The organism is uncultured Paraglaciecola sp. (genome assembly GCF_943787955.1).
In the GTDB taxonomy this organism is placed as follows: Bacteria; Pseudomonadota; Gammaproteobacteria; order Enterobacterales; family Alteromonadaceae; genus Paraglaciecola.
Genome location: NZ_CALSOK010000002.1, coordinates 387,038 through 406,179 on the forward strand (window position 1 = coordinate 387,038; position 19,142 = coordinate 406,179).

15 protein-coding genes and 1 pseudogene are annotated in these 19,142 nt (G+C 40.3%); 9 read left to right on the top strand and 7 right to left on the bottom strand.

Annotated features, from left to right (window positions below; all coding sequences use genetic code 11):
- The first annotated feature begins 34 nt into the window (after nucleotides 1-34).
- Both ftsE and ftsX read left to right on the top strand, forming a co-directional pair.
- Nucleotides 35-730, top strand: a complete 696-nt coding sequence (gene ftsE / locus Q0Y52_RS02395) for a cell division ATP-binding protein FtsE (protein ID WP_297817484.1) — start codon at nucleotides 35-37, stop codon at nucleotides 728-730.
- A gap of 67 nt (nucleotides 731-797) precedes the next feature.
- Nucleotides 798-1,778 (top strand): permease-like cell division protein FtsX, encoded by a 981-nt coding sequence (ftsX, locus tag Q0Y52_RS02400; RefSeq protein WP_297817487.1) that lies wholly within the window; start codon nucleotides 798-800, stop codon nucleotides 1,776-1,778.
- Nucleotides 1,779-1,910: 132 nt separating this feature from the next.
- Here ftsX and Q0Y52_RS02405 read toward each other — a convergent pair whose 3' ends face one another.
- Nucleotides 1,911-3,188 carry an alkaline phosphatase family protein gene (locus tag Q0Y52_RS02405; protein ID WP_297817490.1) on the bottom strand — a complete coding sequence of 426 codons (1,278 nt, stop codon included), beginning with the start codon at nucleotides 3,186-3,188 and terminating at the stop codon, nucleotides 1,911-1,913.
- Between the two features lie 121 nt (nucleotides 3,189-3,309).
- A complete protein-coding gene (parC, locus tag Q0Y52_RS02410; RefSeq protein WP_297817492.1) occupies nucleotides 3,310-5,622 on the bottom strand; it encodes a DNA topoisomerase IV subunit A in 2,313 nt (770 codons plus the stop codon).
- Nucleotides 5,623-5,838: 216 nt separating this feature from the next.
- Between parC and Q0Y52_RS02415 the strand changes: the two are divergent.
- The 4 genes and pseudogenes from Q0Y52_RS02415 to Q0Y52_RS02430 all read left to right on the top strand — a co-directional run.
- Nucleotides 5,839-6,932: pseudogene (locus Q0Y52_RS02415) on the top strand (7TM diverse intracellular signaling domain-containing protein); the annotation flags it as partial.
- 210 nt (nucleotides 6,933-7,142) lie between these two features.
- Nucleotides 7,143-7,763, top strand: a complete 621-nt coding sequence (locus Q0Y52_RS19360; protein ID WP_366939228.1) for an ATP-binding protein — start codon at nucleotides 7,143-7,145, stop codon at nucleotides 7,761-7,763.
- 387 nt (nucleotides 7,764-8,150) lie between these two features.
- Nucleotides 8,151-8,369, top strand: coding sequence for a hypothetical protein (locus tag Q0Y52_RS02425; protein WP_297817495.1), 219 nt, complete (start codon nucleotides 8,151-8,153; stop codon nucleotides 8,367-8,369).
- 10 nt (nucleotides 8,370-8,379) lie between these two features.
- Nucleotides 8,380-8,961 carry a response regulator gene (locus Q0Y52_RS02430; RefSeq protein WP_366939211.1) on the top strand — a complete coding sequence of 194 codons (582 nt, stop codon included), beginning with the start codon at nucleotides 8,380-8,382 and terminating at the stop codon, nucleotides 8,959-8,961.
- Nucleotides 8,962-8,994: 33 nt separating this feature from the next.
- Here the strand turns inward: Q0Y52_RS02430 and Q0Y52_RS02435 are convergent, their stop codons facing one another.
- The 3 genes from Q0Y52_RS02435 to Q0Y52_RS02445 all read right to left on the bottom strand — a co-directional run bounded on the left by Q0Y52_RS02435 (nucleotide 8,995) and on the right by Q0Y52_RS02445 (nucleotide 14,263).
- A complete protein-coding gene (locus Q0Y52_RS02435) occupies nucleotides 8,995-9,681 on the bottom strand; it encodes a DUF2982 domain-containing protein (protein WP_297818120.1) in 687 nt (228 codons plus the stop codon).
- Between the two features lie 272 nt (nucleotides 9,682-9,953).
- Nucleotides 9,954-13,091, bottom strand: a complete 3,138-nt coding sequence (locus Q0Y52_RS02440; protein WP_297817498.1) for an efflux RND transporter permease subunit — start codon at nucleotides 13,089-13,091, stop codon at nucleotides 9,954-9,956.
- The gene (locus Q0Y52_RS02445; protein WP_297817501.1) at nucleotides 13,091-14,263 is read right to left on the bottom strand and encodes an efflux RND transporter periplasmic adaptor subunit; all 1,173 of its coding nucleotides are present in this window, start codon (nucleotides 14,261-14,263) and stop codon (nucleotides 13,091-13,093) included. Before Q0Y52_RS02445 ends, Q0Y52_RS02440 begins: the two co-directional genes overlap by 1 nt.
- Nucleotides 14,264-14,385: 122 nt before the next feature.
- On the opposite strand from Q0Y52_RS02445, the gene Q0Y52_RS02450 reads away from it, so the two are divergent.
- On the top strand, nucleotides 14,386-15,018 hold the full coding sequence (locus Q0Y52_RS02450; protein ID WP_297817504.1) for a TetR/AcrR family transcriptional regulator: 633 nt from the start codon (nucleotides 14,386-14,388) through the stop codon (nucleotides 15,016-15,018).
- A gap of 185 nt (nucleotides 15,019-15,203) precedes the next feature.
- On the opposite strand, the gene Q0Y52_RS02455 is transcribed toward Q0Y52_RS02450, so the two are convergent.
- The gene (locus Q0Y52_RS02455) at nucleotides 15,204-15,527 is read right to left on the bottom strand and encodes a hypothetical protein (protein WP_297817507.1); all 324 of its coding nucleotides are present in this window, start codon (nucleotides 15,525-15,527) and stop codon (nucleotides 15,204-15,206) included.
- Nucleotides 15,528-16,071: 544 nt separating this feature from the next.
- Here Q0Y52_RS02455 and Q0Y52_RS02460 point away from each other — a divergent pair.
- Entirely contained in the window at nucleotides 16,072-17,127 is a 1,056-nt protein-coding gene (locus Q0Y52_RS02460; RefSeq protein ID WP_297817510.1) for an agmatine deiminase family protein, read from the top strand.
- On the top strand, nucleotides 17,120-18,016 hold the full coding sequence (locus Q0Y52_RS02465) for a carbon-nitrogen hydrolase (protein WP_297817512.1): 897 nt from the start codon (nucleotides 17,120-17,122) through the stop codon (nucleotides 18,014-18,016). The genes Q0Y52_RS02460 and Q0Y52_RS02465 overlap by 8 nt, the downstream gene beginning before the upstream one ends.
- A 171-nt stretch (nucleotides 18,017-18,187) precedes the next feature.
- Here Q0Y52_RS02465 and Q0Y52_RS02470 read toward each other — a convergent pair whose 3' ends face one another.
- Entirely contained in the window at nucleotides 18,188-18,796 is a 609-nt protein-coding gene (locus Q0Y52_RS02470; protein ID WP_297817515.1) for a glutathione S-transferase, read from the bottom strand.
- Nucleotides 18,797-19,142 lie beyond the last annotated feature (346 nt).

Consider the following 19,142-nt stretch of genomic DNA (forward strand, 5'->3'; position numbering starts at 1 on the left):
AAACGAACCAAACCACTTATGATACTAAGCCCTTATGATCAAGTTTGAACAAGTCAGTAAAACCTATCCCGGCGGACAACAAGCCTTAAGAAAGGTGAATTTCCATATTGAGCCAGGCGAGATGGCATTTTTAACCGGGCACTCTGGTGCCGGAAAAAGCACCCTGCTGAAACTCATATCCATCATGGAACGTCCCACTGTTGGTAAAGTCTTGATCAATGGACACGATTTACGCAATATTCAACGTAAACAAATTGCTTACATCCGTCGTGACATAGGGATGATTTTTCAAAGCCACCAGTTACTGATGAACAAAAGTGTGTTTGACAATGTGGCGCTACCTTTAATTATTGAAGGTTATTCTCATAAAGAAACGGCTAAACGCGTGCATGCAGCATTAGAAATGGTGGGGCTAAGTGATAAGGTCAAACACCTACCTGCGATGTTATCAGGCGGAGAACAACAAAGAGTTGGTATTGCCCGAGCTGTAGTCAACAAACCTCCTTTATTACTGGCTGATGAACCAACAGGTAACTTAGATCCCAAATTATCGATGGAGATTATTCGTTTATTTGAGGATTTTAATCAAGCGGGGGTGTCCGTATTTATTGCTACTCACGACTTAGGATTAATTGCACGGATGAAATATAGAACACTCACACTTAAACAAGGCCAGATGATAACGGATGGCTTAACCGATGAATTTCAAAGTGACGAGCTTTATGTGTAAATCTTCTTACTATTGTGTGTGCTTAGCTCCGTATTGGATTGGCTCGCTCATTAATGAGGTTAAGTAAATGAGCATCTTGTTTAAAGGTCGAGTGCAAGGCGCGCAGATTTCTCACATCTCAGCTTATCAACGTTTACTGATGTTTTTTGTTAGTCATGTGAGACAGGCACTAGGTAGTTTAGGTGAATTATGGCGCTCAAAAGCGGCAACATTTATGACAATTGGCGTATTAGGGTTAAGCATCACTCTACCTAGCACGCTCTACGTAATGGTAAAAAATGCCGAAAATGTGAGTTCTGGTTGGGAGCAAGCCTCTCAAATTTCTCTATTTTTAAAGGAAAAAATCAGTCAGGGCGATATTAACCAGTTACTAAAACGTATTCAGCTATGGCCAGAAATTGATTCCATCAACTATATTTCAGCTGACCAAGCACTTGATGAGTTTAAGCAATTGTCTGGTTTTGGTGAGGCTATTACTTACTTAGATCACAACCCATTGCCCGATGTTATACTAGTCACACCCACCAGCCATCATGCTACTCCTGTAGCCGCTCGCTTATTGTTAGATAAGCTCAGAGACGAAAGAGAAGTTGATATGGGTAAACTAGATATTGAATGGCTTGAGCGACTCCACGCTTTGCTTAATGTAGTTAAAGATTTGGTCACAGTCATTGCTCTTTTGCTATTTCTAGCGGTTGTACTCATTATTGGTAATACGATAAGACTAAATATTCTTAGTAAAAAAGACGAGATTTTAATCATGAAATTAGTGGGTGCCACTGATGCCTTTATCCAACGACCCTTTATGTACACGGGTTTTTGGTATGGATTTTTAGGTGGTTTGCTAGCGTGGATAGCAGTTGTATTACTGCTATGGTGGATGAGTAGCAGTGTGAGTGCAGTCAGCGAATTGTATCAGAAGAGTTTCAACTTAACCGGAGCAGAATTTTCTACGTTCCTTTGGATGTTAGGCCTGTCGATTTTCTTAGGTTTGACTGGCTCAATGCTATCGGTGAAACGACATGTGCGAGAAATTGAGCCTAAATAATCTGCACCTTTAATCAAGAAGAACATTGTATTTCCAAATCAGATAATTAAAAACTTTAGATATCACTATTAACGAGTACTTCGTAGATTTTTGCCCGCTACGATCTCTACTTAACTGCACTCATACCAATCACTATTCAGAGGATTGACAATATTCTGTCATGAAATATTGAACATTTTTAATATTCCCACCTGTTTTGGCTGGCTTTATTTTCAAAGCGCAGGCCAATAAACCGTAAACGTCTATGTTATCGAAGGGTCTAGCTATGATTTTTTTCTTAAATGCTGGGCCCTTAGCAATGAAAGATGCGTGCATTAATGGATTTTGATTATCATAACCATGAGTGGCAATAGATTGACCTGATTTAGCCATAGGTTGTGACTGACGCTTATCTCGACTAGCGTAAATACTCCAACCAGCATCCGCAAGCAACATTAAATCGGGTTCTCTTTTTGGATGGTCAAAATGATAACTAGTTGGAAAGTCACCGCGGCGTAGCACTCGCATTTTAGGGTGAGCCTTATGTAATTTTGTATAAGCTGCATCCACTAATTCAGGGGCTGCGTACAAATATAGGAACGGAGCCTGCACTGAAGTCCTCTTATTTGACCAATCGGGTACCATAAAAACAGATAAATCTACCCATGGATCAAGATTAATCACGCGTTCGTCAGATAAATTGGCCATACCATGATCCGCCACAACCACTATATTGGTGCGCTGTTCAAGGCCTAATTTTTTGATACCCATGACCAAATCGCCAACATGTTTATCAACCATAGCAACTGCTTCTCGTTCTTGCGCCGAATCCACGCCAAAATTATGTGCTGCAGTGTCAACAGCTGAAAAATATAATGTTATTAATCTTGGTTGTTGTTTTTTAGGTAAAGCAAGCCATTGCAACACCTCTACAACTCGCTCAGCGTAATCTTTATTTTTTTGATAGGGTTTCCAGATAGATGGGCGTACACCATCAATTTCCACCTCTGAACCCACCCAAAAATAAGTGGCAGCCTTAACGCCTTGTTTCTCAGCTGTTATCCAAATAGGTTCACCGTTCCACCATTGAGGATCACCTGCGTCTGTTCGAGGATTAAACTTGCGCCCCAATTCTCGGTCATAAGGGTAATTGGAAATTAAGCCATGATGCTTTGGATGTAAACCAGTCGCTAAAGAATAAAAATTCACAAAAGTTGTAGTCGGCATAGCTGGGATCATACTAGCCCTCACGCCAAAATCTGCTAATAACTGTAAATTGGGTGCGGGCATACGTTCCAAGGTATCGGCTCGCAGCCCATCAACGCCAATCATAATAACAATAGGGTTTTCATTAGCTGTGGCAAAGGGAATATCAAAAAGGCTTAAGAAAACAAGCCCCAAAAAACGCTTCAATAAATGTTTAAGCTTCATAATAAACCTAATTTGATAAGCTAAAAAAGTATGATGGCTAAATGTGATGGTAAATAAAGTAGCAAGGAAATCATAGCGGATGAAACCATTGCATCCGCTTAACAGCATGTGAGTTATGCGCTTAGACTATACCATTGCCATCAACATGATTGGTTTCGTCTGATAGGGTAGGAACTGTTCCAGCTTTTACAACTTCAACCCCATCCACTCGTTGCAGACCCCGGGGTAGTTTATTTCCTCGTCTGCCTCTCTCTCCTTGATAGTGAGCAAGGTCAGCAGCGGTTAAAGTCATACCTCTTTTACCCGCTAAAATTTTAACGTTAGCTCCTTGAGGAATAATAGCTAACACACTGACATACTCTTCTCTAGATGCTACCTTTGCTGGAGGAATACTAAGCAGCTTGTTACCTTTTCCTTTTCCTAAACTGGGTAAGTCTCGCAGCGGAAACATTAACATTCTACCTTCGTTTGAAATAGCCAGACACCAATCAGTTTTGAGATCAAACACAGCCTGAGGATCAATGATTTTAGCCGCTGGAGACAGCGATAGATAAGCTTTCCCTGCTTTATTTTTGCTCACCATATCGCTGAATTTACCGACAAACCCGTAGCCGGCATCAGATGCCATTAAATACTGCTGCTCGTCATTGCCCATCACCATATGTTCAACACTTTCGCTGCTGACTATATTAAATCGGCCAGTTAATGGTTCTCCTTGACTTCGAGCTGAAGGTAATCCGTGAGCATCGCAAGAAAATGCCCGACCTGAGGAATCGAAAAATACAACTTGTTGATTACTTCGTCCTTTAGCACTGGCTTGAAAGCTATCCCCAGCTTTGTAACTTAAACCTTCAACATCTACATCATGGCCTTTAGCACATCGTGCCCAACCTTTTTCAGACAGGACCACTGTGACCGCTTCAGAAGGAATCAGCTCTTTTTCAGACAAGGCTTTAGACTCGCCTCGCGTAACAATAGGCGAACGTCTGTCATCACCATATACTTCTGCGGCCTCTAAGATTTCTTTTTTAATCAGCGTTTTCAGACGTTTATCAGAACCTAACAAAAGCTGAAGTGCATCACGCTCTTTAGCAAGTTCTTCTTGCTCAGCTTGGATTTTTACTTCTTCTAACTTAGCCAGGTGACGCAATTTTAAGTCGAGGATGGCTTCAGCTTGAATATCCGACAAATGAAACTGTGACATCAATTGTTGTTTAGGCTTTTCTTCGTAGCGAATAATGCGAATGACTTCATCAATGTTCAAAAATGCAATCATTAATGCTTCAAGAATATGCAATCTTGCAAGCACTTTATCTAATCTAAACTGCAACCTTCGAACAACTGTGTCTTTTCTAAAGATCAACCACTCGGTTAATATCATCCGCAAGTCTTTAACCTGTGGACGGCCATCTAAGCCAATCATATTGATATTAACTCTATAACTTTTTTCTAAATCTGTAGTAGCAAACAAATGTTGCATAAGTTGCTCTACATCAACACGATTAGAGCGCGGTGTGATCAATAAACGTGTGGGGTTTTCGTGATCTGACTCGTCTCGTAAATCACTGACCATAGGTAACTTTTTGGCTTGCATTTGTGCAGCAATCTGTTCAAGAATTTTGCCACCAGATGCTTGATGTGGCAGCGCCGTGATAATAATATCGCCACTGTCCTCTGTATACACTGCACGCATCCTGATCGAACCACGGCCAGTTTCATAAATCCTTGTAATGTCGGCCTTTGCGGTAATAATTTCAGCGTCTGTGGGGTAATCGGGGCCTTTTACAAATGCTAATAGTTCGTGTAATTCGGCTTTGCTGTTATCCAGTAAATGGGCGCAAGCCCTGGCGACTTCACGCACATTATGAGGAGGGATATCAGTCGCCATACCTACCGCAATGCCAGTGATACCATTCAATAAAATATGTGGCAAACGCGCCGGTAACACTTTTGGCTCGTCTAATGTACCATCAAAATTTGGCTGCCAATCAACCGTCCCTTGTCCTAACTCAGTTAGCAGAACTTCACTGAATTTGGATAAACGAGATTCGGTATAACGCATCGCAGCGAAAGATTTAGGATCATCTGGCGCCCCCCAATTACCTTGTCCATCAACTAATGGATAACGATAAGAAAACGACTGTGCCATCAACACCATGGCTTCATAACATGCGGAGTCGCCGTGGGGGTGAAATTTACCGAGTACGTCGCCGACGGTTCTTGCCGACTTTTTATACTTAGCTCCGTTATTCAGCCCCAACTCAGACATGGCATAAACAATACGTCTTTGCACCGGTTTCAAACCATCACCAATATGCGGCAATGCTCTGTCCATAATGACGTACATGGAATAATTTAAGTAAGACTCTTCAGTGAATCGATGCATCGTTAACTGTTCGATGCCATCTTTATTGATAATGGTTTCTTGACTCATGTTTGACTGCTTATACCACTTATTCTTGTTTTAGATTGCAGGTTAAAGTGAATAATGCCTAAAGACCTTATTACAATGCTATAGACTACCCTATAATTGACACTGTTTACATCACCTAAGTTTAGTTTTGCATATTGATAAATAAAGCTAATGTTTGCCATATGTATCAGTCAAATGCTTTAATAGGCTAATCATCTCCCACAAGGACTGAATAAGATGTTTCTTCGTGTTTGTAGATTTTTACTACTCACATTAATTTATTTACCTCTTTGGGCAGTGGCGCAAGGGGAAATTCAGTTAATTACCACGAATGAAGTTATCAGGTTATCCCCTCAATTCAAAGTATTTCGAGAAACGGGTCATCCTCTTGGGATATTGGACATCAAACAAAAACTGGGTGAGTTTGCTTGGCAATCCAGTGACAATCCACACTATGGGTTTTCCGATAAAGGAATTTGGCTACATACGACTATTAGTAATATTACCGAGAATAAGCAATGGGTAATTGATGTTGCTTATACTCAGCTAGAAAAGGTAGATATCTTCGTATTGCTAGGAGATGAGGTTCTAGCTAAAACAAGTCAGGGTAAAACCCGTTACAACCCTAAGTATCGTTTTCCAACATTGAAACTAGATATGCCATATGCACAAACACTCGATTTGTATGTGCGCTTAGAGGGCCAACACTCAGCGTTAATCGCTCCAGTTGATATCCAAACTAACGCTCGCCACGAACAAATTAATTTTTATGACAATCTTATTTGGGGTCTATTCTACGGTGGGCTTATCATGTTGGCCCTATACAACCTTATGTTGTACCTGAGATTAAGGGACAATAGTTTACTGGCATACATTGGTTTTATTAGTTCCACTCTAATTTGGCAGTTTGTTTGGGGGGGCATTTACACTTATTGATGCCCAATTCCATCTCTGCGTGGGCCAGTCATCATACCGATTTTATCTCTATAATCCCTGGTATTTTTGCTGGATTATTTACTATTTCTTTTTTAGAAATGTCTAAATCAGCGCCAAATTCGTTGGTTTATACTAAAGCTTGTATAGGCGTGTTAGCAGTCTTGGGCCTGTTGACATCATTTCATGTATTGCCCCCAGCTTGGCTGGGTAGCTTAATTTATTTAACAATTATAATGGCCATTGCAACATACACCTATGCTGGTTTTGAAAGTTATAGCCATCAGTTTTATGCAGCTCGTAATTTTATTTTTGCATGGAGTCTATTTGCTGGGTTTTCACTTATCGGTATATTGAGTTTGGCATCTATTTTGCCTGCTAATTTCTTTACAACTTATTGTTTTCCATTCGCTATTTTCATTGAGGCAAGTTTATTCTCGCTCGCCATTATAGATAAAAGCCGTCACCGCTTAAAACAAGAAGTAGAGCAAACTACAGTTGACTTAAGAAATAATATTAAACTAGTGGAAGAGCAAAATGTGCGTCTAGATATTGCTCGTAAAAATGCGATTGAAGCGAGCAACGTTAAGTCACAGTTTTTAGCCAACATGAGTCATGAAATCCGCACTCCCCTAAACGCCATATTAGGCTTCAGCAGAGAGTTACACTCAGACTCATTACCCCCAGAAAAACAAGAGCAGATCAGTATTATCAACGCAGCGGCTGATAACTTGTTAAGCATTGTCAATGATGTGCTGGATTTTTCTAAAATCGAAGCGGGTAAATTAAAAATCAACAACCACCCTTTTTCACTAAACGAAATATTAGAAGATATGGTGAGTGTCATGGCCAAGTCCGCTTACCTAAAAAAATTGGAGTTCGTATACAACTTAGAGCCTTTGCCTGAAAAACTGATTGGTGATAGTTACCGAATTAAACAGGTGTTAAATAACCTTTTAGGTAATGCACTCAAATTTACTGACCATGGTTTTGTCAGTCTTTCAGCCTCCGGAGAAGAGCAAGAGCATGGCATGTATGAAATTGTTCTACAAATTGAAGATTCTGGTATCGGTATTAGCCATGAAGACCAAAGAAAACTTTTTGCTGCTTTCTCACAAGTTGAGGACACTTTCAGCCGCTCATACCAAGGCACAGGTTTAGGCCTGGTAATCTGTCAAGAGTTAGTCAAGCTAATGTGCGGTGAACTCACTCTGCAATGCTACACCTGATTCCGGCAGTATCTTTACCGTGGCAATCAGACTCAACCTGCTTAATACTCATCTTTCACTCAGTCCAGAGCAGCGAATGGTTAAATAAAAATATTATTTATTTTGACCCTTTTCCACAGTCTCGGCATTGTGGTGTCAAAATGCTTACATACCTTGGTGCAAGCGTTACTGGCGTTGAATCATTAGCTTACCTAAGAGAATTGAAACAACATTATGATGTCGTGTTTGTTTGTGTACCAAACAACAAAGAAAATATATTCCCCAGCATTTTAGAAGCTCACGCGTCATCTAGATGTCGATAATGCTGTATTGTTACATTCAAATAACGAATCATTATCAAACCGTAGCGATCTTTCCCAATACTTTTCACATCAAATGCACCTGCCATTGACCCTTGGTAAACTGACCAGCTTATTGGATGCCCCGGAAGAAAGTCCCATAGACAAATTACAACAGCGCTTAGCCTCATTACCTAGTGCAAAAGTATTAGCGGTTGATGATATGGAAATCAATTTACGGCTACTCACTACTTGGCTAAAAAATACTAATTTACAACTTACGTTGGCTCTTAAGTGGTGCAGATGCAGTTTCACTATGCAAAGATAATGAGTTTGATTTGATCCTCATGGATGTGCAGATGCCACACATGGACGGATTAGAAGCCACCAAGCAGATCCGTCAAACAGACTTAAATTTAGGCACACCGATTATTGCTGTCACTGCTCATGCATTCAAAGAAGAGCAAGATAAATTACTCGCTTCTGGAATGGATGATTACTTACCTAAGCCAATTAATTTATCGGACTTAATAGACTTGATCAAACGCTGGTGTTTAATAGCGGAACCGACTAATAAAGCACAACCCAGTTTTGACTGGTCACTGGCATTAAAACGCGCTCATCAAAATGAGGGGGCAGCTAAAGACATTTTGCAACAATTTGTGCAGCAATTACCGCAGTGGGTAGAGTCTATCGAACAAGCTAACCAACACGAAGATTATGTAGAAATGCAGGCAAAGGTACATCAATTACATGGCGCATGTTGTTATACAGGTGTACCAGCGATGCTGACACTTTGCAGTGATATGGAAAGCGCATTAAAACTCAAGCAAATAGAGCTCGCGAAATTGAGAGTCAGCAGGTTAAAGAGTGAATCTCTTGATTTGTTATTGGCAGTAGAACAGGCGAAAATAATTTAATTGCAGCATCAATCGTTAGTTATCCTGAGTATATTAACTTGAAAGTGTTAATACTCGTTGCTGACATTGTCGCAATAAATCAACAAATTCCTGCTCTGGGCGATCCAATTCAGAGCTAGCAACAAAAATGTCATAACCTAAACGAGCTCTTAACTTTGCCATACGGTTAGCAAACATGGCTTGAATACCTTTGTACTCTATTCCATTACTATCTTTAAAATAATCGTGTTCTAACATATCGTCACTATGACAACTGCCAGTGGCACAGTCTTTAGAGACAGGCATATCATGAAATAATAATGGACGTTGTTCCATCAAAATATTAGTCATTAACCGTGGGGATACGTTCTGCAAAAAGACTGAATAGTCTTTAATCTTAATTGCCACCATCTCCAGCGATTGGTAATCTGCGCCATGAGAGACTCTGGGTACATCAATTCTCTGAATATTACTCCAATCAAGTTGCCATTGACCATGTCGATGCTTGTAAAGAATAGATTCTCTAGAGAGCAAAAAGCTAAACTGTGGCTCTCTATATTTAACCCAAGCAATGAGCAATGCCACAAGTGACGCACTGGTCAAAAATATTCCAATTAAGTACAGCGATTTAGGTAGCACTGAGAATGCAATACTGCCTAAACATAAGCCAATTAGACCAATCAATACGCTAACAATCACATTACGTTTAGCATGACTTCTGATTTCAATTATCTTTTGCATTGGATCCAGCCCATTCACGCTATTCACCCCAAAAGCCAAAGATAAATAACACAAGTGAATATTGCCCATATCATCAAGGCTCTTATCCGTTTGCACTTTATACAATCAGTATGCCACCAGCTAATTTGAGATTTTTTCATGGATTTCATCTTATCACTCAAGCACCAATTTCTATGTTTTGATCCTACCTTGCAAATAAGATATCAAGCAACATAAGTATGTTCATTTATCTCATGGCAGATTTTCTAAGACTAATCATACCGCTGTATACGTTAGATACTCTGTGCCGGTCTATTTAATCTAGATACAACTAAAGGCGTGAATACCAATGATAAAATCACCGAAAAACCTACTCCACCCGCTAAGACTACGGCTAGTGGTGGCCAAAATGAGCCATCACTAAATAACAATATGGGAAGAAATCCACCTACAGTGGTGAAGGTAGTAGACAAAATATGTCGGCTACAGCTCATAGTTTCTTCAACTATTTGACTAATATCCCCAGCTTTTGCTTTTGGATTGGCATTAATCGCCGCGATAACCACAATGGAGCCATTGATAGCCACACCAATAAGTCCTGCGCAGCCTAACAAAGGGTTAAACCCGATAGGCAGGCCAGATATCCACAAACTCAGCATGCCAAAGCCTACGGATAAAACCGCAACAGAACCAATCACTAAAGCTAGTCGCAAACTACGAAACGACAGTATCAAGGTGGTGATCATCAACACTAATAAAACAGGTGCGTATGTTGCCAACTGCCCTACTGCCTCTTGTTGTTCGTCAGCATCTCCGGCCATTTTAAAATGATAGCCTTTGGGCATACTAAAATTCATGTCCTTTAATCTTTTTAATAACCGCTCACTTGCATCTATGGCTGTGGCGCCCGGCAGTAAAAATGCCTCAACGTTATTCACTCGCTCACCGTTTTGCCTACTAATACCAGCAACCATAGGCTTTAGTGAAAAATCACCTAAAGCAGAGACTGGCATCGACACACCTTGGCTAATGAGTTTTTCGCTCGACAAAGGTAGACTCTGAATTTGTGCAAGCTCCCCTCTGAAATCGTCTCCCACTCTAATTCTTATGGGTATTTCTTCAGTACCTTCCAAAACAGAACCGCCTACTTTACCGTCCAAGGCATATTGTAATTGTTGCGAAATTTCAACCAATGACAACCCTGCCATTTGACTCGCATCTTGGGTTGCTTCAAGCACCCACTCGGGTTCACCAAAAGTAACAGAAGCAATAGATTGAGAGATGCCTGGTACTTGTGACATTGCCAACCTAACTTGATCACCCAATGAATTTAAAATATTGATATCTGGCCCAAATATTTTTATCCCTACTGGGGCCGATACTGGCGGTCCTTGACCGAATGCTCTCACCACAATTTTACTCTGCGGATAGGCTTGATCTAACTCGGTTTGCAATTGACCTATCAGTTCTTTGGCATCAGACACACTATTGGCTTTCACGACTGCATTTGCATAGTGTGATGAATTATCTTTGTTCATTATTTGGTTATAATACACAGCTGGAAATGACCCACCCACCAACCAACTTAGTTGCGTCACTTTTGGCTTTTTACGGATCAGTTCATCCACACTTTTTACCACTTTTTGTGTTTCATTAATGGCCGTTCCCTCTGGCATCCACAAGTAAATTTGGAATTGGTCTCTGTCGGCGCTAGGAAAAAACACATTGCCTAGCTGCCCAGCCAATATAAACCCAGAAACTGAAAAAGCAATACAAGCCGACACACCTAGCAAAGGTCTTTTAAGTGCTTTTTCTAGTGCGGCTCTGTAACCGAGGCTGATAGAAGGTGCTTGGATACCAATAGAATACCAAGCAGACAACTTTTGTGACTTTCTGGGCAAAAAACGCGCAGCAAGTGCCGCTATAATCGTGAGTGAAATAAACAATGAGCCAATTAGCGCCATCACCACACTAATGGCGATAGATCCGATAAAATCACCGATATTACCCGGCAACAAAAATATTGGCATAAAACCTAAAATCGTGGTCGAGGTGGATGCTAATAAAGGGACAAATAAATGTTGGATACTCTGGATCAACGCGTCGATGCGGCTGATATCAGAGTTGACTAATTTACTTCTAATTTCATCGGTAATAACAATAGCGTTATCAATCAGTAAACCGATAGCGATGATGATACCAAAAATTGACATTTGATGAATTTGTTCATCAAAAAAGGTTAATGAAAAAATCGCAAAAGCCGCACACAATGGAAGTGATAAACCCACTATCCATGACGCCTTTATACCCATAAAGATGAACACCACTGCCATAACCACTAAACTACCGAGTAGTAAGTTTATGGTCAGCTCAGACAAACGTGCATCAGTATAAATATTCTGCTCAAACACAACATTTGCCTTAACAGTGGCACCATATTGACGATTAAACTTATCCACAATCGCCTTAGCATTCTTTGTCCAAGTATCCACTCGTAAGGTAGTTTGCATCCGTGATGCAACAAATATGACCTGCCGTCCATCAACTAAACCGATGTCGTTAACCGGTAAACGTGCCACCTTTTCTACTGTTGCTATATCGCCTAGACGTAAATAGCCACCTTGTTCCGTTGCACGTAATGGTAAATCTCTGATGGTGGACACACTGTCTAATTCTTGTGCCACCTGAATTCGCATATTTTGTTCAGCCGAATACAGCACCCCGGCTGGCGTTTTGGGGTCTGCAGCGGCAATAAGATCACTCGCTTGGCTTATACTCAAGCCTGAACTTATTAGTTGTGCTGGGTCAATAGTGACTTGGATTTCTTCGTCAAGATCACCATAAACCCTGACCAATTCAGTACCAGGTACATTGCGCAGTTGGTCAGATAAATGCTCTGCCATGCGGCTAATGATGGGCAAAGGCATGTCATAGCCCGGTGCGGTTTGCAGACTCAATAGCAACGTAAAAGCAGTGGCTCCTCTGCGTTCGTCAAGAAAAGGGTCACCTGCTCCTTGAGGAAATTTAAGTTTCGCGTTGTTGAGCCCGTCGCGGATTTTTGAAAAAATTTGATCGTTGCTGCTGTTATCCACCCATGCCTGTAATTCAACACTGACAATAGATGTACCAGAGCGTGACGTAGATGTTATTTCTTTAACTTCATATAGTTGTCTAAGCTCATCTTCAATCACATCTGTGACTAACGCTTCAACTCGCTTTGCTGATGCACCTGCATAAGGAGTAATAACCAATACAAAACGGGTATCGATTCTGGGATCTTCTAAACGGGGAATATTATTGATTGCAGACAAGCCTGCTACCAGCAGTACCATGATGCTTAAAACTAGCAGGTGCCCGTTACGGAAAAACATGCTATACCATGGGTATTGATGCTGACTGTCTGGTTCAAATTCTGGTGATTGCTGTGACATTACAATACACCTGACAAGACATTAGACAATGTTTGAGTACTATTACCAATAATCACTTTTTGCCCAGGAACTAAGCGGTGAACGCCTTCTATCACTACTGATACTTCCTCTTTCAGGGCTCCGCGTACAAAAGCCTTGCTGTCATCTGCATGCACAACTTCAACTAACTTAACCACCAGTTGTTGTTCGCCATCAATCTGTTCAACAGTAAACAAACTCCATAACCCCCTAACACTGCTAACTAATGCCTTGCGTGGCACCCAAAAGCCTTGGGCCTCGATGTCACTACTGATATCAATATGCAGCAAGTCACCGGGTAAAATTGACAAGTGTTGCTCGGTCAAACTGACAATGATATCAACGGTACGAGTATCTAATCTGCGCTGCTGAGCAATGGATTTAATGTTACCCATTATACGCTTAGTTTGGGTTGAGAGGGTCATCACTTGGCCTAGGGTAAACTTATTCACATCATCAGCTGAAAGAGCAAACCTTACCTCCAATTGACCGTTTTGCTGCAAATCAAACAATGGTTGTCCAGCACCAACCACAGTACCTTTATCCACTAATCGGTTAACAACACTGCCGTCAAAAGGTGCTAGCAACGTGGTTTTACTTATTTCAACGAGTAATGTTTGCTGACGAGCTAAAATTTCATCAACAAAAGCTTTGGCCGCATTCACTGATTCTCTTGATTCATCCAATCGCTGAACTGACTCAAGTTTTTTATCCACCAGTTCAACCACTCGTTTAAGTGAGAGTTCCATCAAATTAGCTTCAGATTTGGCGCGATTAAACATGGCAGATAATTCACTCATTTGCGCTTTTAGCCTTTGGCCGTCTAATTTAGCAAGTATTTGTCCTGCGACGACACTTTGTCCTTCATCCACCAATATATCCACCACAGCACCAGATAAATCAAAGCCTATAGCTGCCGTTTGAGGGGCTTCTGCACGTCCAACAATTAAACGTTTTTGCTTATACTGCCCATGCCATTCAATAGGCATAACATTCACTAACAGTTTTTTAGCCTCAGTAGGGGGTTGCTCACTTTGACCATTACCGGATGCTGTCATTAATAAAACCAACGCGGTCAGCGCGATAAAAGGAACCAGCCAAATTAAATATTTCTTATAGCTGGGCAGAGGTGGCAACTGATTAACATTTGTCATAGAGTTCTCAGAGAGTTTGATAAAAATCACAATGAATTAAATACTAGACTGTCTAGTTTGATATATAGTAATGTCTATTGAAAACGTTGCAAATACTTTTTTGGATCAGAAGAGGATTATCGTTGTCAAATACACATACCATCAAGGCTGGAAGGCCTAAAAGTACTGAAAAACGTAAGCAAATATTAACTTCAGCAGGCGAGTTATTTTTAACCAGTGGTTTTAATGGCTGCTCGATGGAAATGGTGGCCAAACAATCAGGCGTGTCTAAACAGACTGTTTACTCGCACTTCAGTAATAAAGAAGCATTATTTTTAGCGGTGATTGAGGATAAGTGTGCCGAGTATCAACTAGATGATAGACACCTTGAAGTGGCAGACTATAGCTTGCCTCAGGTATTGCGTGAAAGGGGTTTGCAGATAATAAAGTTACTCCATGACGACCAAGTGATTGCTATTTACCGTGTCATAATAGGGGAGGTAAATAGTAACCCTAGAGTTGCCAAATTATTTTATCAAGCTGGCCCACAACATAATTTGGAATATTTGGCTAAGTGTTTTTTATCGTTTGCTAAACAACCTATCACTGAAAAGTTTGCTCATCAATGTGCAGTGACTTTTTCTAGCCTGCTGCATGGCGAATTTCACATAAAAAGTATTTTGGGGTTAGACTTTGCCCTATCTGATTCAGAACAAGTAGCTCAAGTAGAATTTGCCATTCAACAGATTGAAAAATTACTTGAAGCTAACAGATAGCAAAATTATTATGTGCTCTCACTGAGATAATACTCTAAATTGATTTCTTTGTTGTGTTGTGTTGTGGCCAGCATAATTCACCTAGAAAAAGATACCCTTCATTAAAGAATACCCCATACAATTATTACCCACCCATAACTCGCCATGCAAGCTGTGGACTGATAGTGGTATTGTGTGATTACAATTTACTGGGCATTAGAAAGATACTGATAGACTTGTAGAGCTTCGTGTTGCTGTGAAAATGGCACTAAATCAACCCCATTACATTCCACACCATTAGATGCGGTTAACTTTTTCAACACGGCTTGAGAGCTGCTCGCGATTAAACCGACTTTTTTTCTGACACTGCGCTTGAGCATCTTGACATCATCTTTAATTACGGCTTCGCAGAAATGTTTATATCCTAAGTCACCGGCATATTTTACCTTATCGGGTGAACCCAGTTTTGCACTGGCAATGTGTGCACAAATAACCATTGATATTGCAGATAGTGCGATCAGTTTTTTCATCAGTATTCTCCAGTTAGTTAATCATCACGGTAATAAACCGCCCACTATATATGACTGATCGACAAATAAACTTCTGTGATTTTATTGTATATAACTAGTAAAAGAGATGTAAAACAGTGAGTTAATATTATATAACAGTTATAATCAGCTGAAAAATATAGCTTTTTTAAAATGATATATTTCAAAAATAACGTTATAAACGGATAAAGATAATAATCGGTCTAAAAAAAGAGCAAATGAACACCAAAAATAGCGGTGTAAACTGTGTTTGTTAAACGTTGTTAACAGTTTTTAAGCTATCAATTTTTTTGAAGCCATATAAAAGCACCGTTATGTCTGAATACAACATCATCAAAAATATTACGCCAGAGTCAAGTTTAGACTTTTAGAACTCAATTTATCGCTTAGAACGGTTATTTCAGTAGCAGTGAATATAGATAGTAGAGCCCTATACCGTTTTTTTTAATGATATGAGAAAAAGCAAAACAAGACGCAAAGTAATCTAAGTATTATAATCCCCAGAAATTCTAAACGAACAATATTCATGACTGACCACTATCAACTGTTACCCGAATGGACTCAACAAGAGGCTATGATGCTTGTTTGGCCAGATAAAAAGACTGATTGGCAACCTTGGTTAGAGAGTGTCCAACACGTTTATCTAAATATTATTGAATCGCTTAACCAAGCGAATACTAACGTGGTGTTGTTAGTGCGTAGTGACGAGATTAAAAATTGTTTGAGTCGATTAAAAAAATCCAGCAGAGTATTGATCGTAAGCGCACAATACAATGATACATGGATAAGAGACTACGGATTTTTAAGCTGTGCTAATAAATCAGATTTACGCCCTATTGAATTTATATTTAATGGATGGGGACAAAAGTTTGAAGCCATTAAAGACAATAAAATAAATCAGGATGTTCTGAGTCAACTTTGTCAGCAGCCAATCAAATCAATTGATCTAGTGGTTGAAGGTGGCGCATTGGAGATTGATCAATATGGCACACTGTTATCTACCGAGCTTTGCCTGTCTAATCCTAAACGTAATGGTAATAAACCTATTATTTCTTACCAGCAAGACTTTGAAAGGACCTTAGGTGCTAAACACAGCATTATTTTACGAAACGGGCATTTAGAGGGTGATGATACTGATGGGCATATTGATACCTTAGTACGTTTTACTCCAGATAACGGTTTGGTTATCCAGAGCGCATTTAACCGTCCTCACGACTGTCATTTTGAAGGGTTGGCCGCCTTAGTTAAAGAATGTCAGCAAATTCTGCCCACACACCAAATTTATGAATTGCCATTACCGCACATTATTAATTCACAAGGTGACAGACTTCCGGCTTCTTATGCCAACTTCTTAATTTCTAACCAACATATCTTGTGTCCAATTTACCAACAAACAGAAGATGATTTAGCGATGCAAGTTATGCAAAATGCCTACCCTGAATTTACTATTGTGCCGATAAATTGCCTGCCCTTAGTTCAGCAATTTGGTAGCTTGCATTGTATTAGTATGCAAATACCTTGTGGCATACTTAAACCTGAAGTGTTGCAGTCTTTTACTAATGGAGTCAGTGTATATGAATAACCAGCACTTAAAGGTCGGAGTCGTACAACAAGCCGTTACCAGTAATGATAAAGATGTGAACTGGGCAAGGAGTGCTGAACAAGTGAGTACTTTGGCTGCACAAGGTTGTGAGCTGGTGATGTTGCAAGAATTGCACAGTACATTGTATTTTTGTCAGCAAGAAAACACCGATTTTTTTGACTTGGCAGAGCCCATACCTGGCGCTGCCACTGATTACTTTGCTGCCCTTGCAGCTAAATTAAACATCGTGCTTATTACCTCATTATTTGAAAAACGAGGTTCAGGTTTGTATCATAATACTGCTGTGGTGTTTGACCGCCAACAAGGTTTAGTCGGCAAATATCGCAAAATGCACATACCCGATGATCCTGGTTTTTATGAGAAGTTTTACTTTACTCCTGGCGATCTAGGCTTTGAACCGATTCAAACCAGTGTGGGGAAACTCGGTGTACTGGTATGTTGGGATCAATGGTATCCAGAGGCGGCAAGGTTAATGGCCATGGCTGGGGCCGATATGTTGTTTTACCCCACTGCGATAGGCTGGGATAAAAACGACACAGCAATAGAACAGAGCCGTCAACACGATGCTTGGAAAACCATACAGCGTTCTCATGCCGTGGCTAACTCGTTGCCCGTAGTAGTAGCAAACCGTATAGGTTTTGAAGCATCTCCAGTGGCGGGCGATCCCGGCATTCAGTTTTGGGGACAAAGTTTTATCGCTGGCCCACAAGGTGAAATGTTGGCTCAAGCCAGCAGCGATAAAGAAGAAAACTTAATAGTCGACATCGATCTTCACCGCACAGAACAAATCAAACGTATCTGGCCGTATTTTAGAGATCGTAGAATCGATGCCTATAATGATCTAACCAAGAGGTGGCGAGATACATAGATGATGTAAAACGCCATTTATGATGGAGTTTGATTACCGATTTAAACATCCCAGTACGCTGAAAATTTTCAAGAAGTCAGGTGTAACGTCATCACATAGCAGTGACAAGTCTTTTACCCCTGACGCCCACAAAATATTGACATCTATGCAGCCTAATCTGTATCCCTAAATTTAAGCTTTTGCACTTGGGCGGCTGCTTACTGCGTTATACCAACGTCTTAGATTAGTTTGTTCATCAGTCAGTTTAATATTAACCACTCGGGCAAAATCGACTGCACACATAGCAGTAATATCAGCGATAGTAAATCGGTCAGTGGCAATAAATTCAGACTCAGATAAACGTTTTTCTAGTACTTTTAGGTAATCTGCTGCGTTTTTACCCGCTACTTCACCGTATTCTTTAACGGGTGTCATACGATCTTTAAAATAACCGGTTGTATGTTGAAAACACATACCTACCTGACCAAAAAAGTACAATTCAACCTGACGGTGCCACATATCAATGCTCGCTTTTTCTAGGGCGTTTTTCCCCAACAGGTTGATGTCTGGATACAGCTGTTCAAAATACAAACATATCGATGCGCCTTCACTGATGCAGGTGCCATCGTCTAGCTCTAGGATCGGTATCTTGCCCATCGGATTTTTCTGGCGCATTTGTGGTGATATATTTTCACCCATTTGTAAATCAACTTGCACATATTCCATAGGGATATTTTTTTCAGCTAAAAAGATGCGAACCCGTCTTGGCGAGGGTGCTGTCTTAGTGTCATATATTTTCATAGTGGTGCTTCTTTGATATTGATTGCCACTAAAAGCGACGCTCGAAGTGAATAATCATTAATTTAGCCAGTAACGCTTGCGATACTTTTCATATGTGGTGTTTGTTTGAAATATTTCGGTCCTTGATTAACACCCCTCAACAGAAATATGTTTTGTTTAGATTCAGTCTTGGCCTAACTTATCGCTGTGGATGCTAAAGATAGGTAGAAAATAGAAAAAGTAGGTTTATCCACAGAGACAATAATATACCGTAATTAACGGTTGGTTTAAAATAGGCTCTTCAACTGAGGCAATTACCTAACCTCAAAGCTGGTATAATCTGCCCCAACATTAAACAATATTTATG

Coding starts and splice junctions, on each gene's coding strand:
- Q0Y52_RS02440 (WP_297817498.1), bottom strand. CDS start 13,091: ATGTCACAGCAATCACCAGAATTTGAACCAGACAGTCAGCATCAATAC.
- Q0Y52_RS19360 (WP_366939228.1), top strand. CDS start 7,143: ATGAGTCATGAAATCCGCACTCCCCTAAACGCCATATTAGGCTTCAGC.
- Q0Y52_RS02455 (WP_297817507.1), bottom strand. CDS start 15,527: ATGAAAAAACTGATCGCACTATCTGCAATATCAATGGTTATTTGTGCA.
- Q0Y52_RS02435 (WP_297818120.1), bottom strand. CDS start 9,681: ATGCAAAAGATAATTGAAATCAGAAGTCATGCTAAACGTAATGTGATT.
- parC (WP_297817492.1), bottom strand. CDS start 5,622: ATGAGTCAAGAAACCATTATCAATAAAGATGGCATCGAACAGTTAACG.
- ftsE (WP_297817484.1), top strand. CDS start 35: ATGATCAAGTTTGAACAAGTCAGTAAAACCTATCCCGGCGGACAACAA.
- Q0Y52_RS02405 (WP_297817490.1), bottom strand. CDS start 3,188: ATGAAGCTTAAACATTTATTGAAGCGTTTTTTGGGGCTTGTTTTCTTA.
- Q0Y52_RS02445 (WP_297817501.1), bottom strand. CDS start 14,263: ATGACAAATGTTAATCAGTTGCCACCTCTGCCCAGCTATAAGAAATAT.
- Q0Y52_RS02465 (WP_297817512.1), top strand. CDS start 17,120: ATGAATAACCAGCACTTAAAGGTCGGAGTCGTACAACAAGCCGTTACC.
- ftsX (WP_297817487.1), top strand. CDS start 798: ATGAGCATCTTGTTTAAAGGTCGAGTGCAAGGCGCGCAGATTTCTCAC.
- Q0Y52_RS02460 (WP_297817510.1), top strand. CDS start 16,072: ATGACTGACCACTATCAACTGTTACCCGAATGGACTCAACAAGAGGCT.
- Q0Y52_RS02470 (WP_297817515.1), bottom strand. CDS start 18,796: ATGAAAATATATGACACTAAGACAGCACCCTCGCCAAGACGGGTTCGC.